Origin of the sequence: Burkholderia sp. GbtcB21 (assembly GCF_019091065.1) — a bacterium.
In the GTDB taxonomy this organism is placed as follows: Bacteria; Pseudomonadota; Gammaproteobacteria; order Burkholderiales; family Burkholderiaceae; genus Burkholderia; species Burkholderia pyrrocinia_C.
Genome location: NZ_JAGXKA010000015.1, coordinates 54,733 through 69,680 on the forward strand (window position 1 = coordinate 54,733; position 14,948 = coordinate 69,680).

A 14,948-nucleotide genomic window follows, 5' to 3' on the forward strand; every position below is an offset into this window, starting at 1 on the left:
GCGTCCGGCCGGTGCCGCGCAGCCTGCGGCGCCGGCCGGCGTACCTCCTCCCGACCTTTGACGGGCCTCGCGAGCGAGGCCCTTTTTTCTGTCGGCGCGGCGCTATCGCCCGACGCGCCTTCTTGCGCTCACGCCCACGCGGCATCCCACGCCGGCTGCGCGAACCACGTTGCCAGGAACGCGACGAGCCGCGACGCACGCGCGCTGCCGCGCGCCTGCTGGCGCAACACGTGGATCGTCGCGTGCTCGGGCGCCGCCGCATACTGCGGCAGCACCGCGCGCAACCGTCCGTCGCGCAATGCATCTCCGGCGAGCCAGGTCGGCAGGTGCGCGAGACCGAGCCCGTCGATCGCGGCTTCGAGCAACGCCTCCGAATGATTGCTGCGAAACCGCGGCTGCGCCGGCACGTGGCGGCGGTCGCCGAAGCGCCAGGCGCCCGGCGGCGGCGCGCCATGCCACGCGAGACAGTCGTGTCCGGCGAGCGCGTCGGGCGATTCGGGCTCGCCGCGCCGCGCGAGGTAGGCCGCGCTCGCGCACAGCACGCGCCGCTGCGGCGCCAGTACGGTCGCGACGAAGCGCGTGTCCTCGAGCGGGCCGATGCGCACCGCGAGATCGACGTCGGAACCGAGCCGCGCTCCTTGCAGGTCGACCATGCTGTCGGTCAGCACCAGGTCGACCTGCAGCGCCGGATGACGCTGCATGAACGCGGCCAGCGCGGCCATCAGGTGCAGGCGGCCGAACGGCGCCGGACAGTCGACGCGCAGCAGCCCGCTCGGCTCGTCGTGCTGGCTGTGCAGGTCTTCCTGCAGGCCGCGCAGCTCGGCCAGCATCCGCAGCGCGCGCCCGTACAGCAACTGCCCGGCCTCGGTCGGCCGCAGTGCATGGGTGGTGCGATGCAGGAGACGGATGCCGAGCTGCGCCTCGAGCCGGTCGATGCGCCGCGTGACCGACGACGCGGCGACGCCCAGCCGGCGCGCGGCCGCCGAGAAGCTCTGCTGGTCGACCACGTCGACGAACAGCGCCAGATGCGGGGAAAGGAAGTCGTCCATTCAGGGGGCCTCGGGTTTTGCTATGCGCAAATCGCAAAACAATCATCCACCTTTGCATATTTCCGCGTCAAACCGCCCCGACTAGACTGCATTCATCCTTTCCACCCGTTGCACGCGCCGGCCCGCCGGGCAGCGCGGCAGCCATCCGCCACGGAGACCATCATGCGCAGCATCCGCTTCGACGCCCCCGCCGCCGACATCGAGTCGCTCGACGCACGCGTCAGGGAAATCGACCAACCCGTGCCGGCCGACGGCCAGATGCTGATCGAGGTGCGCGCGGCCGGCGTCAACCCGAGCGACGTGAAGGCCGCGCTCGGCCGCATGCCGCACGCGGTGTGGCCGCGCACGCCCGGGCGCGACTGGGCCGGCATCGTGCGCAGCGGCCCGGCCGAGTGGATCGGCGCGCCCGTGTGGGGATCGGGCGGCGATCTCGGCGTGGGGCGCGACGGCTCGCACGCGGAATGGCTCGTGCTCGACGCGGCACTGGTGCGCCGCAAGCCGGCCGTGCTGACGCTCGACGAAGCGGCCGGCGTCGGTGTGCCGTTCGTCACCGCATACGAGGGTTTGCGCCGGGCCGGCATGCCGACGGCCGACGACGTCGTGCTGGTGTTCGGTGCAAACGGCAAGGTCGGCCAGGCCGCGATCCAGTTGGCGACCGCGCGCGGCGCGACCGTGATCGGCGTCGAGCGCGGCCCCGGCGGCTATCGCGGCCACGCATCGGGCGACGTGCACATGATCGACGCGTCGCGCTGGCCCGTCGCCGATGCCGTGCACGCGGCGACCGGCGGCCGCGGCGCGGACATCGTCTACAACACGGTCGGCAGCCCGTATTTCGAAGCAGCGAACGCATCGATGGCGATCGGTGCGCGGCAGATCTTCATCTCGACGATCGACCGCAGCGTGCCGTTCGACATCTTCGCGTTCTACCGCGGCCAGCATACGTATGTGGGTATCGATTCGCTGCAGCTCGGCGGCGCCGCGGTCGCGCAGATCCTCGACACGCTCGCACCCGGCTTCGGCAACGGCACGCTGCGCCCGTTCCCGATCGGCGACGACTACGTGTACCCGCTCGAACGCGCACACGACGCATATCGCGCGGTGCTGGCCGGTGCGCGCGAGCGCGTCATCCTCAAGCTCTGACGCCGGACCGCACGGGAGACCGCCATGATGGATTACCTGACTTCGCTCGCGGTGGGCCTCGGCGTCGGCGTGCTGTATGCGCTGCTGCACGTGCGCTCGCCGGCCCCGCCGCTCGTCGCGCTCGTCGGCCTGCTCGGGATGGTGATCGGCGAACGCGCGATCGCGCTGCTGCGCTGACGCGCCGAAACGGCGCCGGCGCTAGCGATCGTCGCGACGTCGGAACGCCCACCATGCGGCGAGCGCGGTGAAGCCCGCGACGAGCAGCACCATCAGCCAGAAGCCGTGCTTGTTCTCCGAGAACGGCACGCCGCCGACGTTCATCCCGAAGAAGCCGGCGACGATGTTGATCGGCAGCGCGATCACGGTCACGAGCGTCAGCGTGAACAGCGTCCGGTTGTTCTGCTCGTCGAGACGCGACCCGATCTCTTCCTGCAACAGCTTGATCCGCTCGTTGAGCCCCGACAGATCGCCGAGCACCAGCGAGAACTCTTCGGTCGATTCGCGCAGCTCCTGCGTGTCTTCCACGTGCAGCCACGCGGGCGGCTTCGCGAGCAGCCGGAAGATCGACCCGGGCTCGGGCGCAAGCATGCGCTGCAGGCGTGTCAGCGTGCGGCGCATCGCGCCGAGCTCGATGCGGCTCGACGTGAGCCGCTGCGACAAAAAGCGATCCTCGATGCGATCGACGTCGATGCTCGTGCGCCGCATGATCTGGATCAGCAGGTCGGCCTGGTCGCGCAGCAGGTGCACGAGCAGTTCCGCTGGCGACCGGAACTGCTCGCCGTCGCGCACGCATGCGCGCAGCGTGTCGACCGAGCGCAGCGGCTTGAGCCGCGCGGTGACCATGATGCGCTGCTCGACGTGGACGAACAGCGTCGCGATCTCCGACGGCGTCAGCTCGAGATTGAACATCACGTCGTTGACGATCGCGCGCAACGCGCCGTCTTCCTGCTCGATGCGCGTCGAGCGCGAACCTTCGTGGAGGAATGCGAAGAAGCTGTCCGGCAGCCCGAGATGCGTGCGCATCCAGCGCTCGCTCGCGCCGTGCGCGAGATTGAAGTGCAGCCAGACGAAATCGTCCGACGCGACCGCGTCGCGCTCGCGGCACGTGCGCAGCCACGCGGCGGCCGCATCGGCGTCGAGCATTGCGCCGGATCCGCCCGGAACGAAGCGGAAGCCGCACACCATGCCGGACGTATCGGCGCCGTAAGTCTGTACGATCAGGTCCATCGTGTCGAAAGTCGTGCGATGCGCGGCGCGCCGCACATCGCGGGTCGCGGGCCCGCGCCGGGAAAAGAAAGGAGACGTATGCCCGACGGGCGTGACGCACTCGTGACAGTGTCACGCCGCATGATACCGGCAGCTTCCGTGCCCCAAAAGCAACGCGCCGCCCAACGGGCGGCGCAGATACGGCATCGCGGCATGCGCAGGACGCGTTACTGCCGCGTCTCCGACTGCGCGGCGTTCGGGCACGCCGGGTCCTTGCCCCAGTGGCCGTCGCAGACGCGCCAGCGGCACAACTGATCCTCGAAGAAGCCGCGCTCCGAACACTCCTTCACGCGCGCCCCAAGCGAACCGGTCGCCGCCGCCGTCTTGGTCGGCACGGCCTGCGCCTTCTGCGCGGCGAGTTTCTTGTCGGCCGGCTTCGTGCGCGCGACGAGCGCAGCGAGCAGATCGGCATCCGGATCGTCCTTCCCGGCCGCCTTCGCATTCGCGGTACGCGTCGACGCCGCATCGCGGCGCTTCTTCGCCTGCGCGAGCTCGGCTTCCTGTTCCTTGCGATGCTTGCGGGCTTCAGCCTTCGTCTCGGCCTTCGTGTTGGCCTTGCCTTGCGCGACCTTCGTGCTCTTCGCGGCGTCGGCCTTCGCGGTTTTCGTCGTCGCTGCCGCGGCGGCCGTGGCGGCTGCGGCAGCGCCGGCCGTGGCTGCGCCCGATGCGTCGTCGGCGCCATCGGCGAGCGCGCGCGACAGGCGGCTGTTGTCCGCGCCGGACGCGGACGATGCGGACGCAACGGTCCGGGAAGCCGAATCGTCGTTGACGATCGTGGCCGGCTGCGCGGCGGACGCGCCATTCTGCGCGACCTGCACGGCGGCACCGCTGGCCGGTGCGGCCTTGGCCGGCTCGGCCGCTGCGGGCGCGGCTGCAGCCGTGACAGCGACGGCCTGCTCGCCCGAATGCTGCTGCATGCGCCATGCGCCCCAGCCGCCGACGGCAATCACCAATGCCACGACGGCCGCAATCGGTGCCTTCAGCGAACGGCGCGCCGGTTCGGCGGGCGGCGTGACACGCCCTTCCAGATTCGCGAGAATGCGAGACTGCTGAGCTCCTCCGTTGCCTTCCGGTTTAGTATCGGACAGCAGGCTGGGTGGAGTTTTCGAATTTGAATTTTCCGGCGCACTCATTCAGCGTCTCATTGAATCCTGGTTTAATTCACCGCGATAATATAGCCCGGCCTCTCAAAGCAGCCTGATTCTAAGAGCAAGCATTGCAAAACACAATCAATTCCAATTTCCGGGGATTTCGTTGATTGCCGTCGCACTCGTCGCCTATTTCGCCCTTGCCGTCGCGGTTGCGGCACTGTTGCTTTTACCGGGTATCCGCGCGACGGTTTTCGAATCCGTCGCCCAGTTTCACGGCCGTCTTACGCGCCGTGCGAACGATCGCGCCGCGCGTACGCGGAGTCAGATTGTTAAATCGGCAAGCGCTACGCGCGGCGCATTAAACGATGTGCAAAATTTACTGGTTCGGCGGCGCTTGATGATTACGGTATCGGCAGGTATTCTTGCGACGCCGCCATTGGTCGCCATTGCGTTACGCGGCCGGCAATTGTTCCAGTACGACGACACGGCGCGCGTGCCCGACGAGAAGATCGCCGCGCTGCTGCAGGGCGAACAGCTCGTGCCGCCTCCGCCGCTGCCGCCGGAAGTCTTCGCCACCCGGGAAGTCGAACAGGTGCGCCCGGCGCTGAAGGATGCGAGCCGCGACTGGAACCTGCTGGACCCGGATTTCCGTACGCGTTTGCTGCTGGTCTACAAGATCATGCACGAACAATACGGTTATGAAATGGCGCTGCTGGAAGGTTACCGGAGCCCGGAACGGCAAAACCGGCTGGCGCAGATGGGCAGCAACGTGACCAATGCGGCGGCCTTCCAGAGTTATCACCAATTCGGGCTGGCGGCCGACAATGCATTCCTGCGCGACGGCAAGCTGGTCATTTCCGAGAAAGATCCGTGGGCGATGCGCGGCTACCAGTTGTACGGCCAGGTCGCCGAGCAGGTCGGCCTGACCTGGGGGGGCCGCTGGAAAATGATGGATCTCGGGCACGTGGAATACCATAAACCCGGTTTTAAACTGGGACGCGGCAGCTAGCCAGGGCTGCCGGACAGGAAATAATGAGGGCGGCATGGGGCTTTTTAATATCCCGGCAGGAAACGATACGGGCGACGCAAAAAATCGGGCATTCCGGTGCGCGATTTTTTGCGGCCGCCGCTTCCGTTTTAAATCTCACAGCGTCCTTTCATTAATGCGCGCGCCTTCTCCGATGCCGCGGGCGCATTGATGCCGGCCCCCTTCATCCCGTTTGACAGCATGGCGACACATCGCGGCGCCACCCTTGCCGCTCGGCGCGCCTGCGTCGCCTCACCGAATCGCACCGGAACCTGAACGTCCTATGCAACGCATCCTCAACGTGCTGACTCATCCGCGTACGCTCTCGATCGTCGGGATCGTCGCGCTAGCGGCCATCCTCTTCATCGTCGCCGACATGCTGCAGCTGCCGCTCCTGTGGGCGGCGATCGCGTTCGCGGCGATCCTCGCGCTGTGGCTCGTCGTCGCGCTGTGGCGCCGCTGGCGCGTGAAGCGCGCGAACCAGCAGCTCGGCCAGGTGCTGGAAGAGCAGGCGGAAACCGGCAAGATCGCCGCACCCGCCGCCGCCGCGCTCGCGCCCGACGCGAAGACGGCCGACCTCGACGTGCTGCGCACGCGCCTGTCGGACGCGGTGAAGACGATCAAGACGTCGAAGATCGGCCAGGTCTCGGGCGGCTCCGCGCTGTACGAACTGCCGTGGTACATCGTGATCGGCAACCCGGCCGCGGGCAAGAGCAGCGCCGTGCTCAATTCCGGTCTGCAGTTCCCGTTCGCGGACAAGAACAGCGCCGTGATCCACGGCATCGGCGGTACGCGCAACTGCGACTGGTTCTTCACGACCGAAGGGATCCTGCTCGACACGGCCGGCCGCTATTCGGTGCACGAGGAAGACCGCAGCGAGTGGCTCGGCTTCCTCGGCCTGCTCAAGCGCTATCGCCCGAAGGCGCCGATCAACGGCATCATCGTCACCGCGAGCATCGCCGAACTCACCGGCAACCGCCCCGAATTCGCGATCAACCTCGCGAAAAACCTCCGCCAGCGCGTTCAGGAGCTGACGGAAAAGCTCGAGGTGTTCGCGCCGGTCTACGTGATGTTCACGAAGGCCGACCTGATCACCGGCTTCACCGAATTCTTCAGCAGCAGCGACAAGCACGAGTACGACCGCGTGTGGGGCGCCACGCTGCCCTACGAGCCCGACGACAAGCGCGACGTGGTCGCGCAGTTCGACACGCACTTCGAGGAACTCTACGAAGGGCTGAAGGAGATCAGCGTCGCGCAGCTGTCGCTGTCGCGCGGCAACCAGCTGTCGCCGGGCCAGTTGAGCTTCCCGCTCGAATTCTCGACGATCAAGCCGTCGCTGCGCGCGTTCCTCGCGACGCTGTTCGAGAACAACCCGTTCCAGTACAAGCCGATCTTCCGCGGCTTCTACTTCACCAGCGCGCTGCAGGAAGGCGAAACCAACAGCGCGGCCGCGCAGCGCATCGCGCACCGCTTCGGCCTCGACGCAACCGCGCTGCCGAAGCCGCACAGCGCGTTCTCGAAGAACGGCTTCTTCCTGCGCGACCTGTTCTCGAAGGTGATCTTCGCGGACCGCCAGACGGTGCGCCAGTTCGCCAGCCCGACCAAGACGCGGCTGCGCTACGCGACCTTCTTCGGCTTCGTCGCGGCGCTCGCGCTCGCGCTCGGCGGCTGGACCTGGTCGACGATCGGCAACCAGCAGCTGGTCTCGAACGTGCAGGCCGACCTCGACAACGTCACGCGCCTGCAGCAGGGCCGCAACGACCTGCAGTCGCGCCTGCAGGCGATGGACATCCTGGAAGACCGGATCGAGCAGCTCGAGCAGTTCCGCCGCGACAAGCCGCTGTCGGTGTCGCTCGGCCTGTACCAGGGCGACCGTCTCGAGCAGCACCTGCTGACCGAGTACTACAACGGCGTGCGGCAGATCCTGCTGGCCCCCGTGTCGCAGAACCTCGCGTCGTTCATGAAGGACGTGAACGCGCACCCCGAGCAGCTCGTGCCGATGACCCGCCCGCCCGAATCGGGCGCCGTGCAGGGCGGCACGATGCCGGTCTCGACGAACGCGGCGGGCGCAGCACCGCAGGCAGGCGCCGCACCGGCCGCGTCCGGCACCGCGCCGGCCGCCGCGCCGCAACAGCCGGCCGCGCCGCAGGGCGGCCTCTACAGCGACGCGTCGCCGACCAACGTGCAGGACGCGTACAACGCGCTCAAGACGTACCTGATGCTGTCCGACAAGCGCCACGTCGAGCAGGCGCACCTGACCGACCAGCTCGCCCGCTTCTGGCGTGGCTGGCTCGAGACGAATCGCGGCAACATGCCGCGTGACGAGATGATCAAGAGCGCGGAGCGCATGATCTCGTTCTACCTCGCCCGCGTGAACGACAACGACTGGCCGATGATCGACGCGAACCTCGCGCTCGTCGACCAGACCCGCGAGAACCTGCGCCGCGTGGTGCGCGGCATGCCGGCCCGCCAGCGCGTCTACGAGGAAATCAAGGCGCGCGCGTCGACCCGCTTCGCGCCGATGACCATCGCGCGCATCGTCGGCGACGGCAACCAGGGGCTGGTGGCCGGCAGCTACGCGATTCCGGGCACGTTCACGCGCGAAGCGTGGTTCGACTACGTGCAGCCGGCGATCCGCGACGCGGCGACCAAGGAACTGCAGGCGAAGGACTGGGTGCTGAACACGTCGACGCAGGACGACCTGACGCTCGAGGGCAGCCCCGAGCAGATCCAGAAGACGCTGGTCGGCATGTACAAGACCGAGTACGCGCAGCACTGGCAGAAGTTCATGCAGGGCATCGCGGTGCAGGGCTTCAGCAGCTTCGGCCAGGCCGTCGACGGGATGAACCGCCTCGGCGACCCGCAGGATTCGCCGATCCGCAAGATCCTCGAGACCGCGTACGACCAGACGTCGTGGGACAACCCGTCGCTCGCGAACGTGGCGATCAAGAAGGCGCAGACGGGCGTGGTGAACTGGGTCAAGCAACTGTTCTCGCGCTCGCAGGCCGGCCAGGTGGCGGCCGCCAACATCGACATCAACGGCAATCCGGCCGAGGTGCCGATGGGTCCGGTCGGCCAGGAGTTCATCGGGCTCGCGCGGATCGTCGCGACGCATGACGGCACGTCGATGCTCAAGGGCTACATGGATTCGCTGTCGAAGGTCCGGACCCGCTTCAACGTGATCAAGAACCAGGGCGACCCGGGCCCCGGCGCGCGCCAGCTGATGCAGCAGACGCTCGACGGTAACGGTTCGGAACTCGCCGAGTCGCTGAAGCTCGTCGACGAGCAGATGCTGACGGGCCTCACCGATTCGCAACGCAAGTCGCTGCGCCCGCTGCTCGTGCGGCCGCTGATGCAGGCGTTCGCGGTCGTGATCCAGCCGGCCAGCGCCGAAGTCAACAAGGTGTGGAACGCACAGGTCTACCAGCCGTTCCAGAACTCGCTCGCGACGAAGTACCCGTTCGCGGCCAGCGCGAAGGTCGAGGCCGGCGCCGGCGAGATCGCGCAGGTATTCGGTCCGGACGGCTCGATCGCGAAGTTCGTCGGCACGACGCTCGGGCCGCTCGCGGTGCGCCGCGGCGACACGCTCGCCGCCCGCACGTGGGGCGACATGGGCATCGGGCTCACGCCGGACTTCACGAACGGCTTCGCACGCTGGGTCGCACCGCTCGCGGGCGGGGCGGCAGGCGGCGCGGCCGCGGCGTCCGAGCCGCAGACGGTGTTCCAGATCCTGCCGCAGCCGAGCTCGGGCACGACGGAATACACGATCGCGATCGACGGGCAGCAACTGCGCTACCGCAACACGCCGCCGCAGTGGACCAACTTCGTGTGGCCGAACCCGCAGGGCTCGCCGGGCGCGACGCTGTCCGCGACGACCTTCGACGGCCGCACGGTGCAGCTCGTCAACGAGCCGGGCCGCTACGGCCTCGAGAAGCTGATCAACTCGGCGCAGCGCAAGCGCCGTCCGGACGGCACCTTCGACCTGACGTGGGTGCAGGGCAGCGTGAACGTGTCGGTGACGATGCGCATCATCAGCACGTCGCAACCGACGGGCGGCGGCGGCGACCAGCCGCAGCAGCAGAGCCTGCGCGGCCTGCAACTGCCGTCGTCGGTCGCCGACGCGAGCGCGGGCGCCGCGCAGAACGCGACCCAGTCCGGCACGGGCACGCCGGGCGCAGCGCCGGCCATCGCGGCCGCCAACGCAACGAATGCACAGGGGGCGCAATGACGCAAACCGTACAGGCGCAAATCGCCTACTTCGGCAAGATTCCGTCGCGCGGCGACTTCGTGAAGAGCCCGCACAATCCGCAGTTGCTGCAGACGCTCGATCGCTGGATCGCGCAGGCGCTCGAACTGCTCGCGGAAGACCCGCGCTGGAAGCTCGTCTACGAGGATGCGAAGCCGATGCATTTCGCGTTCCTCGGCTCGCGCAGCAAGCTCGCGATCGCGGGCCACATGGTCGCGAGCCACGACGTGTCGATGCGCCGCTTCCCGTTCCTCGGCGCAACCGCGCTCGAGGTCGACCGGCCGCTCGCGTTCCTCGCGCGCAGCCCGCTCGCGTTCGCGCGGCTGTGGTCGCGCGTCGCCACGCAGATCCCGCCGCTGCTCGGCAAGGAAGAGCCGCCCGGCGCGCTGCAGGCGCTCGGCGACACGCAGGTGCCGATCGACGTCGGCGGCCCGGGCACGTCGCATGACGGCACCTTCAACGATTTCGTCGAACACCAGTCGCTGTATGGCCTGCAGCAGATGCTGCTCGAAAGCGGCCACCCCGTGCGGCTGCGCGGCGCGATGCTCGCGCTCGGCTCGCTGCTGCGGCCGGTGATGCAAAGCGGCTCGTCGCACATCGAGCGCGGCCTCACGCTGCCGCTGCCGGTCGATCCGTTCTATCGCAGCCTCGTCGCCGCGTTCTGGCTCGAACTGATCGCACCGTTCGTCGCGCAGGCCGACTTCGAGCTCGCGATCTTCATCGGCTCGATCGCCGAACGCGAACGCCTGATCATCGGCTTCAACGGCGCGTCGGCGAAGACGCTGCTGAGCGTTGTCGATCCGCAGACCTACGCCGCCCACAACATCGACATCGACGATCCCGAGTGGATCGACGCCCATGCGCAAAACGATCACCAGATCAGCAAGCTCGTCAGCTACCTCGACCAACCGCAACTCTCGCTGCGCGTCGCGATCGACGCGTTCCGCGAAGCGTTCATCGGAGGCTGACGGGATGCATCGCACGATTCACGCCCGGCGCCCGCGCTTGTCGCCCGCCCTCGCCGCTCTGTTCGCCGCCGGCCTCGTTGCCAGCGGCGCAGCCTTCGCGCAGAACACCGGCGCGACCGTCACGCCGGTCGGCAACGGCTCGGTCGCGACGACCGCACTGCCGTCGTCGAACCCGCCCCCCGGCGCCGCGCCTGCGACCGCGTCCGGCACGCTGGTGCACGGCACGGCCGGCACCATCACGCCGCCGCCCGCGAACGCGGCGCCCGGCCAGGTCGTCGCCGGCGGCAAGGTGCCCGACGAGGCGACCAAGGCCGCCGTGCTGCAGAAGCTGCGCGATACCTACGGCGCGGCGAACGTCGTCGACCAGATCGAGGTCGGCGACGTCGCGACGCCGCCGAACTGGAGCGCGAACGTGCAGAAGCTGCTCGGCGCGCAGCTCAAGCAGATCAGCAAGGGGCAGTTGAAGATCAACGGCACGCAGATCGAGATGAAGGGCGAGGTGCACAACGAGGCGCAGCGCCAGCAGCTCGCGAGCGACATGGCGAACACGCTGAACCCGACCTACACGATCAAGAACGGGCTGCGCGTGTCGGCATCCGAGCAGGGCGTGCTCGACCAGACGCTCGCGAATCGGACGATCGAGTTCGAGACCGGCAGCGCGACGCTGACGCCGCAGGGCCGGCTGATCCTCGACCAGATGGCGGCCGCGCTCGCGAAGATGCAGAACCGCACGGTCGACATCATCGGCCACACCGACAACTCGGGGAACCGGACGTCGAACATCGCGCTGAGCCAGGCGCGCGCGGATGCGGTGAAGGGCTACCTGATCACGAAGAGCATCCCGCCGCAGCAGATGACGACGACGGGCGTCGGGCCGGATCAGCCGATCGCGCCGAATGATACGGCGGATGGAAGGGCGCGGAATCGGAGGATCGAGTTCCGGGTGGGGCAGTAACGGATCGATCGGCTGCTCCTTTGCGGGGCAGCACGGCACACGACGGGCGGCGGCAGCGATGCGCCGCCCGTTTTCTTTTGCAGTGAACGGCCCTCAATGGGTGGGGGTTGCGCCCCCCTTGTAGCCCCTCGCCCACTCCTGGCTTTGCTTGGCAGCCTGGTCGATACGCGCGGCTGCAAGATCGTCCTTCTTGCGCTTCTTTGCTTCCTTTTCGATATCGGACGAGCCGAATTCGTCCTTGTCCCGCGTGCGAAAGTACAGCGACGGCGCGAGCACGTGGTCCTGCCAGCTCGTCAGCAACGTATCGTGGACGAGCATGTCGAATAGCGCCATCACGTCCGGCGGAAGCGGGTGCTTGCCGTCGATCCCTTCCTTCCAGGCCGACACGAGCTCCATTTGGGCTTCGGGTAGCATGAACGCCTCGACCGCATCCGCGCTCGCCTTGTTGTTGGAATCCCACGAATCCGGCATGTTGCGGATGCGCTCCGCAGATTGCCGCAGGCCGTCCTGAAGGGACGCGCGGCGCAGCATCTTTTCCGACTCCTTGTGAAGTCGCTCCCACACGGTCGTGTAGTCCTTCGGTGCTTCCGCGATCAGCTTTTCGTAACGCTTCTGCGCCGCGTCGCTGGCCGCTTTCATTCCGCGCAACGTCGCCTGGTCGGCCTGGCTGCGGCTGGCCAGCATGCTCATGTTGATGCCTTGCCGCTGCAGTTCCCAGTCGAGCTGAGACTTCGCCGTCTTGCGCTGCAGGTCGGCGTCGGACATGTTTCGCTTCCAGTCGGCAACCGGATCGGACATCGTGCGACGGAACTCGGGGTCCTGGTAGCGGACGGCAATCCAGCGCAGGAATACTTTCGAGTGCTCGACGAAATCGACACCAGGTTTGCGAGGGATGAGTGCGCGGTAGGCGTCGACGAGTTGCTTGATGCGGTATTGCTTGCCGTCGCAGTTGATGGGGTGAGCGATCGAAAACTTGTCAAAGGTCTTTCGCTTATGGAGGTACAGATCCTCCATCATGTCTATCGCCACACCGGCCTTCAGTGCCTCCAGCAGCATGTCGCGAAGCGGTATCCTCATCAGCTCCGCATTCAGACCGAGCGAACCACTCACCGCACCGCCAACGACATCGCAACTCGTTCCAGGATAAAGAAACTGCTCGCCGCGCGTCTTTTCCAGACTGTCAAGGCGCTGATAGAAACGCATTTCATGAGCAGCAGCGAAATGAACACAGCGCTGCACGCTCGCGGGTATGCCAAGGTGGCGGTCTTTATAGTTTGGTTTGATCAGGCCCATATAAGGCACCATTCCGATCAGTTCGCCAGCCTCTTCCGACATGATCGACGAAACTGCGTCGAATAAACCGACAAACTTGATTTGAATGGAGACGCCGTCGATTGCCAGATCTGTATCGTCCCTGCGCTTGTACTTCTCTGCCAGATCGTTGACGAACGCCCGAGCCAGTACGCAGCCGCGATCCGCGCCGAACACCGATACCTCAATGACGCGGATCTTTGGCATCTTCTGTTTCACTTCTTTGTATGCAGCCTCGAACTGTTTTTTCGCAGCGATAAGGCGGGTATCGACGCCCGTTCCGAAGACTTCTGCCATGACCGCGTTGTCACGTGCGATCGGCACATTCTCCATCACCAGTCCGACGAAAAGGCCGCGTGCAACCGCCAATGCCGTCTTGATCGGGTTACCCCTGATATTGGCCTTGGCGTCATTCTTGGCGTTGCGCCACAGTAGCCTGCCGGTAGCCTTGGTCCGTTCCCAGAGTCGTTCCGGCGACGCGTTCAGCACGTTCGTGATGCGCCGTGCCTGTGCGGGAATGCGTTCGATATCCTTGCGGAAATCCTCGAATGCTTTCTCGATTGGCCGGAATGAAAAGTCCCCCCCGAGAATCTCCATCCCCGCCGCCTTGGCGCGCTTGCCAAGGTCGGCCTGATCAATCGGCGCCTTGACTCGCGCATATGACTCGCCAATCTTTTTTGCAGCACCAACGGCTTTCTTCGCCCCTATCATGGCTGCAGCCTTGACTGCATTGCCCACAGCGTCGGTATCGCTGTCGTTGTTCAGCGGTGTACCCAGGCCCGAGTAATAGTAGCGATACCAGAACTGGTTCACAGGCCGTCGCTCGTCCTTCATTTCACGATGTGCTTCCCAGAGCCGCGAAATGTTCGAGTACTGAGAGCTCGCCGAATCGTCAATGTCACGATTGCGGCCAAATGCATCAAAGAAGAATCCCATGCGTATCGTTGCTCCGCACGGCAGGCAATCGCCCTTCGGATACATGGTCGCGTTTTGGCGGGCAACCTGTATGTACACCGATGTTGGAGTCGTATCGTCCGGGTCGAGCTTGATTTTCTCAGCCATGGTTTTTCTCCTCTGCCCGCGGCGGCGGCAAGAGCCCCACGGGAACGGCCGGCACCGCAACCGCCTTGAATTTATCGCTTTTCAGTTCAGACAAAACGCTCTGTGGCAGCGCTTGCATCGACTTCGAGAACGAACCGGGCTTGCTACCGGTAGTTTTCAGTATCTGCTGGACCTCGGGGTGCGTGTCGAATCGGCTATTCACGAGTAGATCGAAATACGCGTACTGCTCAAGATCGTTGACATCGGTTAGCCGGTATTTCAGCCACGCAGCGGCGACAATGCGCGCAATGCGACGATACTGCTGATCCTCGCGCTCGTCGTATCGCTTGTTCAACTGCCCCTGGTAGTGACTCGCAACCCAGCGAGACACATCAATCATCGGAATACGCGAGTCATCCGTCGGCGCGCCGGGAAACTGAAGCTCAACGTGACGATCCGGATAAAAATGAACCGCAAGAATTCGGGTGCCCACATTCTCCGGAACCTTTGACGGAGGCAGCGCAACCTTTGCTTCGGCGTGAAACGTCTGTTCGTCCCCCTTATGCCACTGGTCAACGTCGTAGTAGTCCCATTTGACGGTGAAATCGGTCCCCTTGAGCTGATAGCAACAAGTCACGCCCCCACCGCCACCCGGCATGCTGTCGCCACCGCCGCTAGCCTTGTTGCCATAAGCATCGGTGATCGTGAATTTATCCAGGTTATAGGGCAGATAGTTCTGGGCCATAACCGAAATCCCGCTGTATGTAGGCTCCGACTTGCCGCATGCCGCCATGGCCATCACGAGCAGACACCCTGCCAGAACACGACTCATCAGACTCGAAAATCTCATTGCT

At 66.0% G+C, this 14,948-nt stretch carries 11 protein-coding genes; 6 read left to right on the top strand and 5 right to left on the bottom strand.

From position 1 onward, the window contains the following. Window positions 1–128: 128 nt before the first annotated feature. Window positions 129–1,049 carry a LysR family transcriptional regulator gene (locus tag KVT39_RS28045; protein ID WP_034183692.1) on the bottom strand — a complete coding sequence of 307 codons (921 nt, stop codon included), beginning with the start codon at window positions 1,047–1,049 and terminating at the stop codon, window positions 129–131. Between the two features lie 162 nt (window positions 1,050–1,211). Between KVT39_RS28045 and KVT39_RS28050 the strand changes: the two genes are divergently transcribed. Further along, window positions 1,212–2,189: a zinc-binding alcohol dehydrogenase family protein gene (locus tag KVT39_RS28050; protein WP_217590698.1), complete on the top strand. Its 978-nt coding sequence runs from the start codon at window positions 1,212–1,214 to the stop codon at window positions 2,187–2,189. A gap of 24 nt (window positions 2,190–2,213) precedes the next feature. Further along, entirely contained in the window at window positions 2,214–2,366 is a 153-nt protein-coding gene (locus tag KVT39_RS28055; RefSeq protein WP_081938569.1) for a DUF1427 family protein, read from the top strand. A 21-nt stretch (window positions 2,367–2,387) separates the two neighbouring features. Here the strand turns inward: KVT39_RS28055 and KVT39_RS28060 are convergent, their stop codons facing one another. Together KVT39_RS28060 and KVT39_RS28065 are read right to left on the bottom strand one after the other, a co-directional pair. Then, window positions 2,388–3,416 carry a transporter gene (locus KVT39_RS28060; protein ID WP_034183748.1) on the bottom strand — a complete coding sequence of 343 codons (1,029 nt, stop codon included), beginning with the start codon at window positions 3,414–3,416 and terminating at the stop codon, window positions 2,388–2,390. Between the two features lie 206 nt (window positions 3,417–3,622). After that, complete coding sequence (locus KVT39_RS28065; RefSeq protein WP_217590699.1) at window positions 3,623–4,588, bottom strand: phage tail protein; 966 nt, start codon at window positions 4,586–4,588, stop codon at window positions 3,623–3,625. Window positions 4,589–4,709: 121 nt separating this feature from the next. Here KVT39_RS28065 and KVT39_RS28070 point away from each other — a divergent pair, with 121 nt between their 5' ends. The 4 genes from KVT39_RS28070 (at window position 4,710) to KVT39_RS28085 (ending at window position 11,742) form a co-directional block, all read left to right on the top strand. Next, window positions 4,710–5,555, top strand: coding sequence for a M15 family metallopeptidase (locus KVT39_RS28070; RefSeq protein WP_034183689.1), 846 nt, complete (start codon window positions 4,710–4,712; stop codon window positions 5,553–5,555). Between the two features lie 301 nt (window positions 5,556–5,856). Further along, window positions 5,857–9,801: a type VI secretion system membrane subunit TssM gene (gene tssM / locus KVT39_RS28075; protein ID WP_217590700.1), complete on the top strand. Its 3,945-nt coding sequence runs from the start codon at window positions 5,857–5,859 to the stop codon at window positions 9,799–9,801. Next, on the top strand, window positions 9,798–10,787 hold the full coding sequence (gene tagF, locus KVT39_RS28080; protein WP_034183687.1) for a type VI secretion system-associated protein TagF: 990 nt from the start codon (window positions 9,798–9,800) through the stop codon (window positions 10,785–10,787). Before tssM ends, tagF begins: the two co-directional genes overlap by 4 nt. 4 nt (window positions 10,788–10,791) lie before the next feature. After that, the gene (locus KVT39_RS28085; protein ID WP_217590701.1) at window positions 10,792–11,742 is read left to right on the top strand and encodes an OmpA family protein; all 951 of its coding nucleotides are present in this window, start codon (window positions 10,792–10,794) and stop codon (window positions 11,740–11,742) included. A 93-nt stretch (window positions 11,743–11,835) separates the two neighbouring features. Here KVT39_RS28085 and KVT39_RS28090 read toward each other — a convergent pair whose 3' ends face one another. Both KVT39_RS28090 and KVT39_RS28095 read right to left on the bottom strand, forming a co-directional pair. After that, window positions 11,836–14,115 (bottom strand): DUF2235 domain-containing protein, encoded by a 2,280-nt coding sequence (locus KVT39_RS28090; protein ID WP_034183685.1) that lies wholly within the window; start codon window positions 14,113–14,115, stop codon window positions 11,836–11,838. Beyond that, window positions 14,108–14,944, bottom strand: a complete 837-nt coding sequence (locus KVT39_RS28095) for a DUF3304 domain-containing protein (RefSeq protein WP_034183684.1) — start codon at window positions 14,942–14,944, stop codon at window positions 14,108–14,110. The genes KVT39_RS28090 and KVT39_RS28095 overlap by 8 nt, the downstream gene beginning before the upstream one ends. Window positions 14,945–14,948 lie beyond the last annotated feature (4 nt).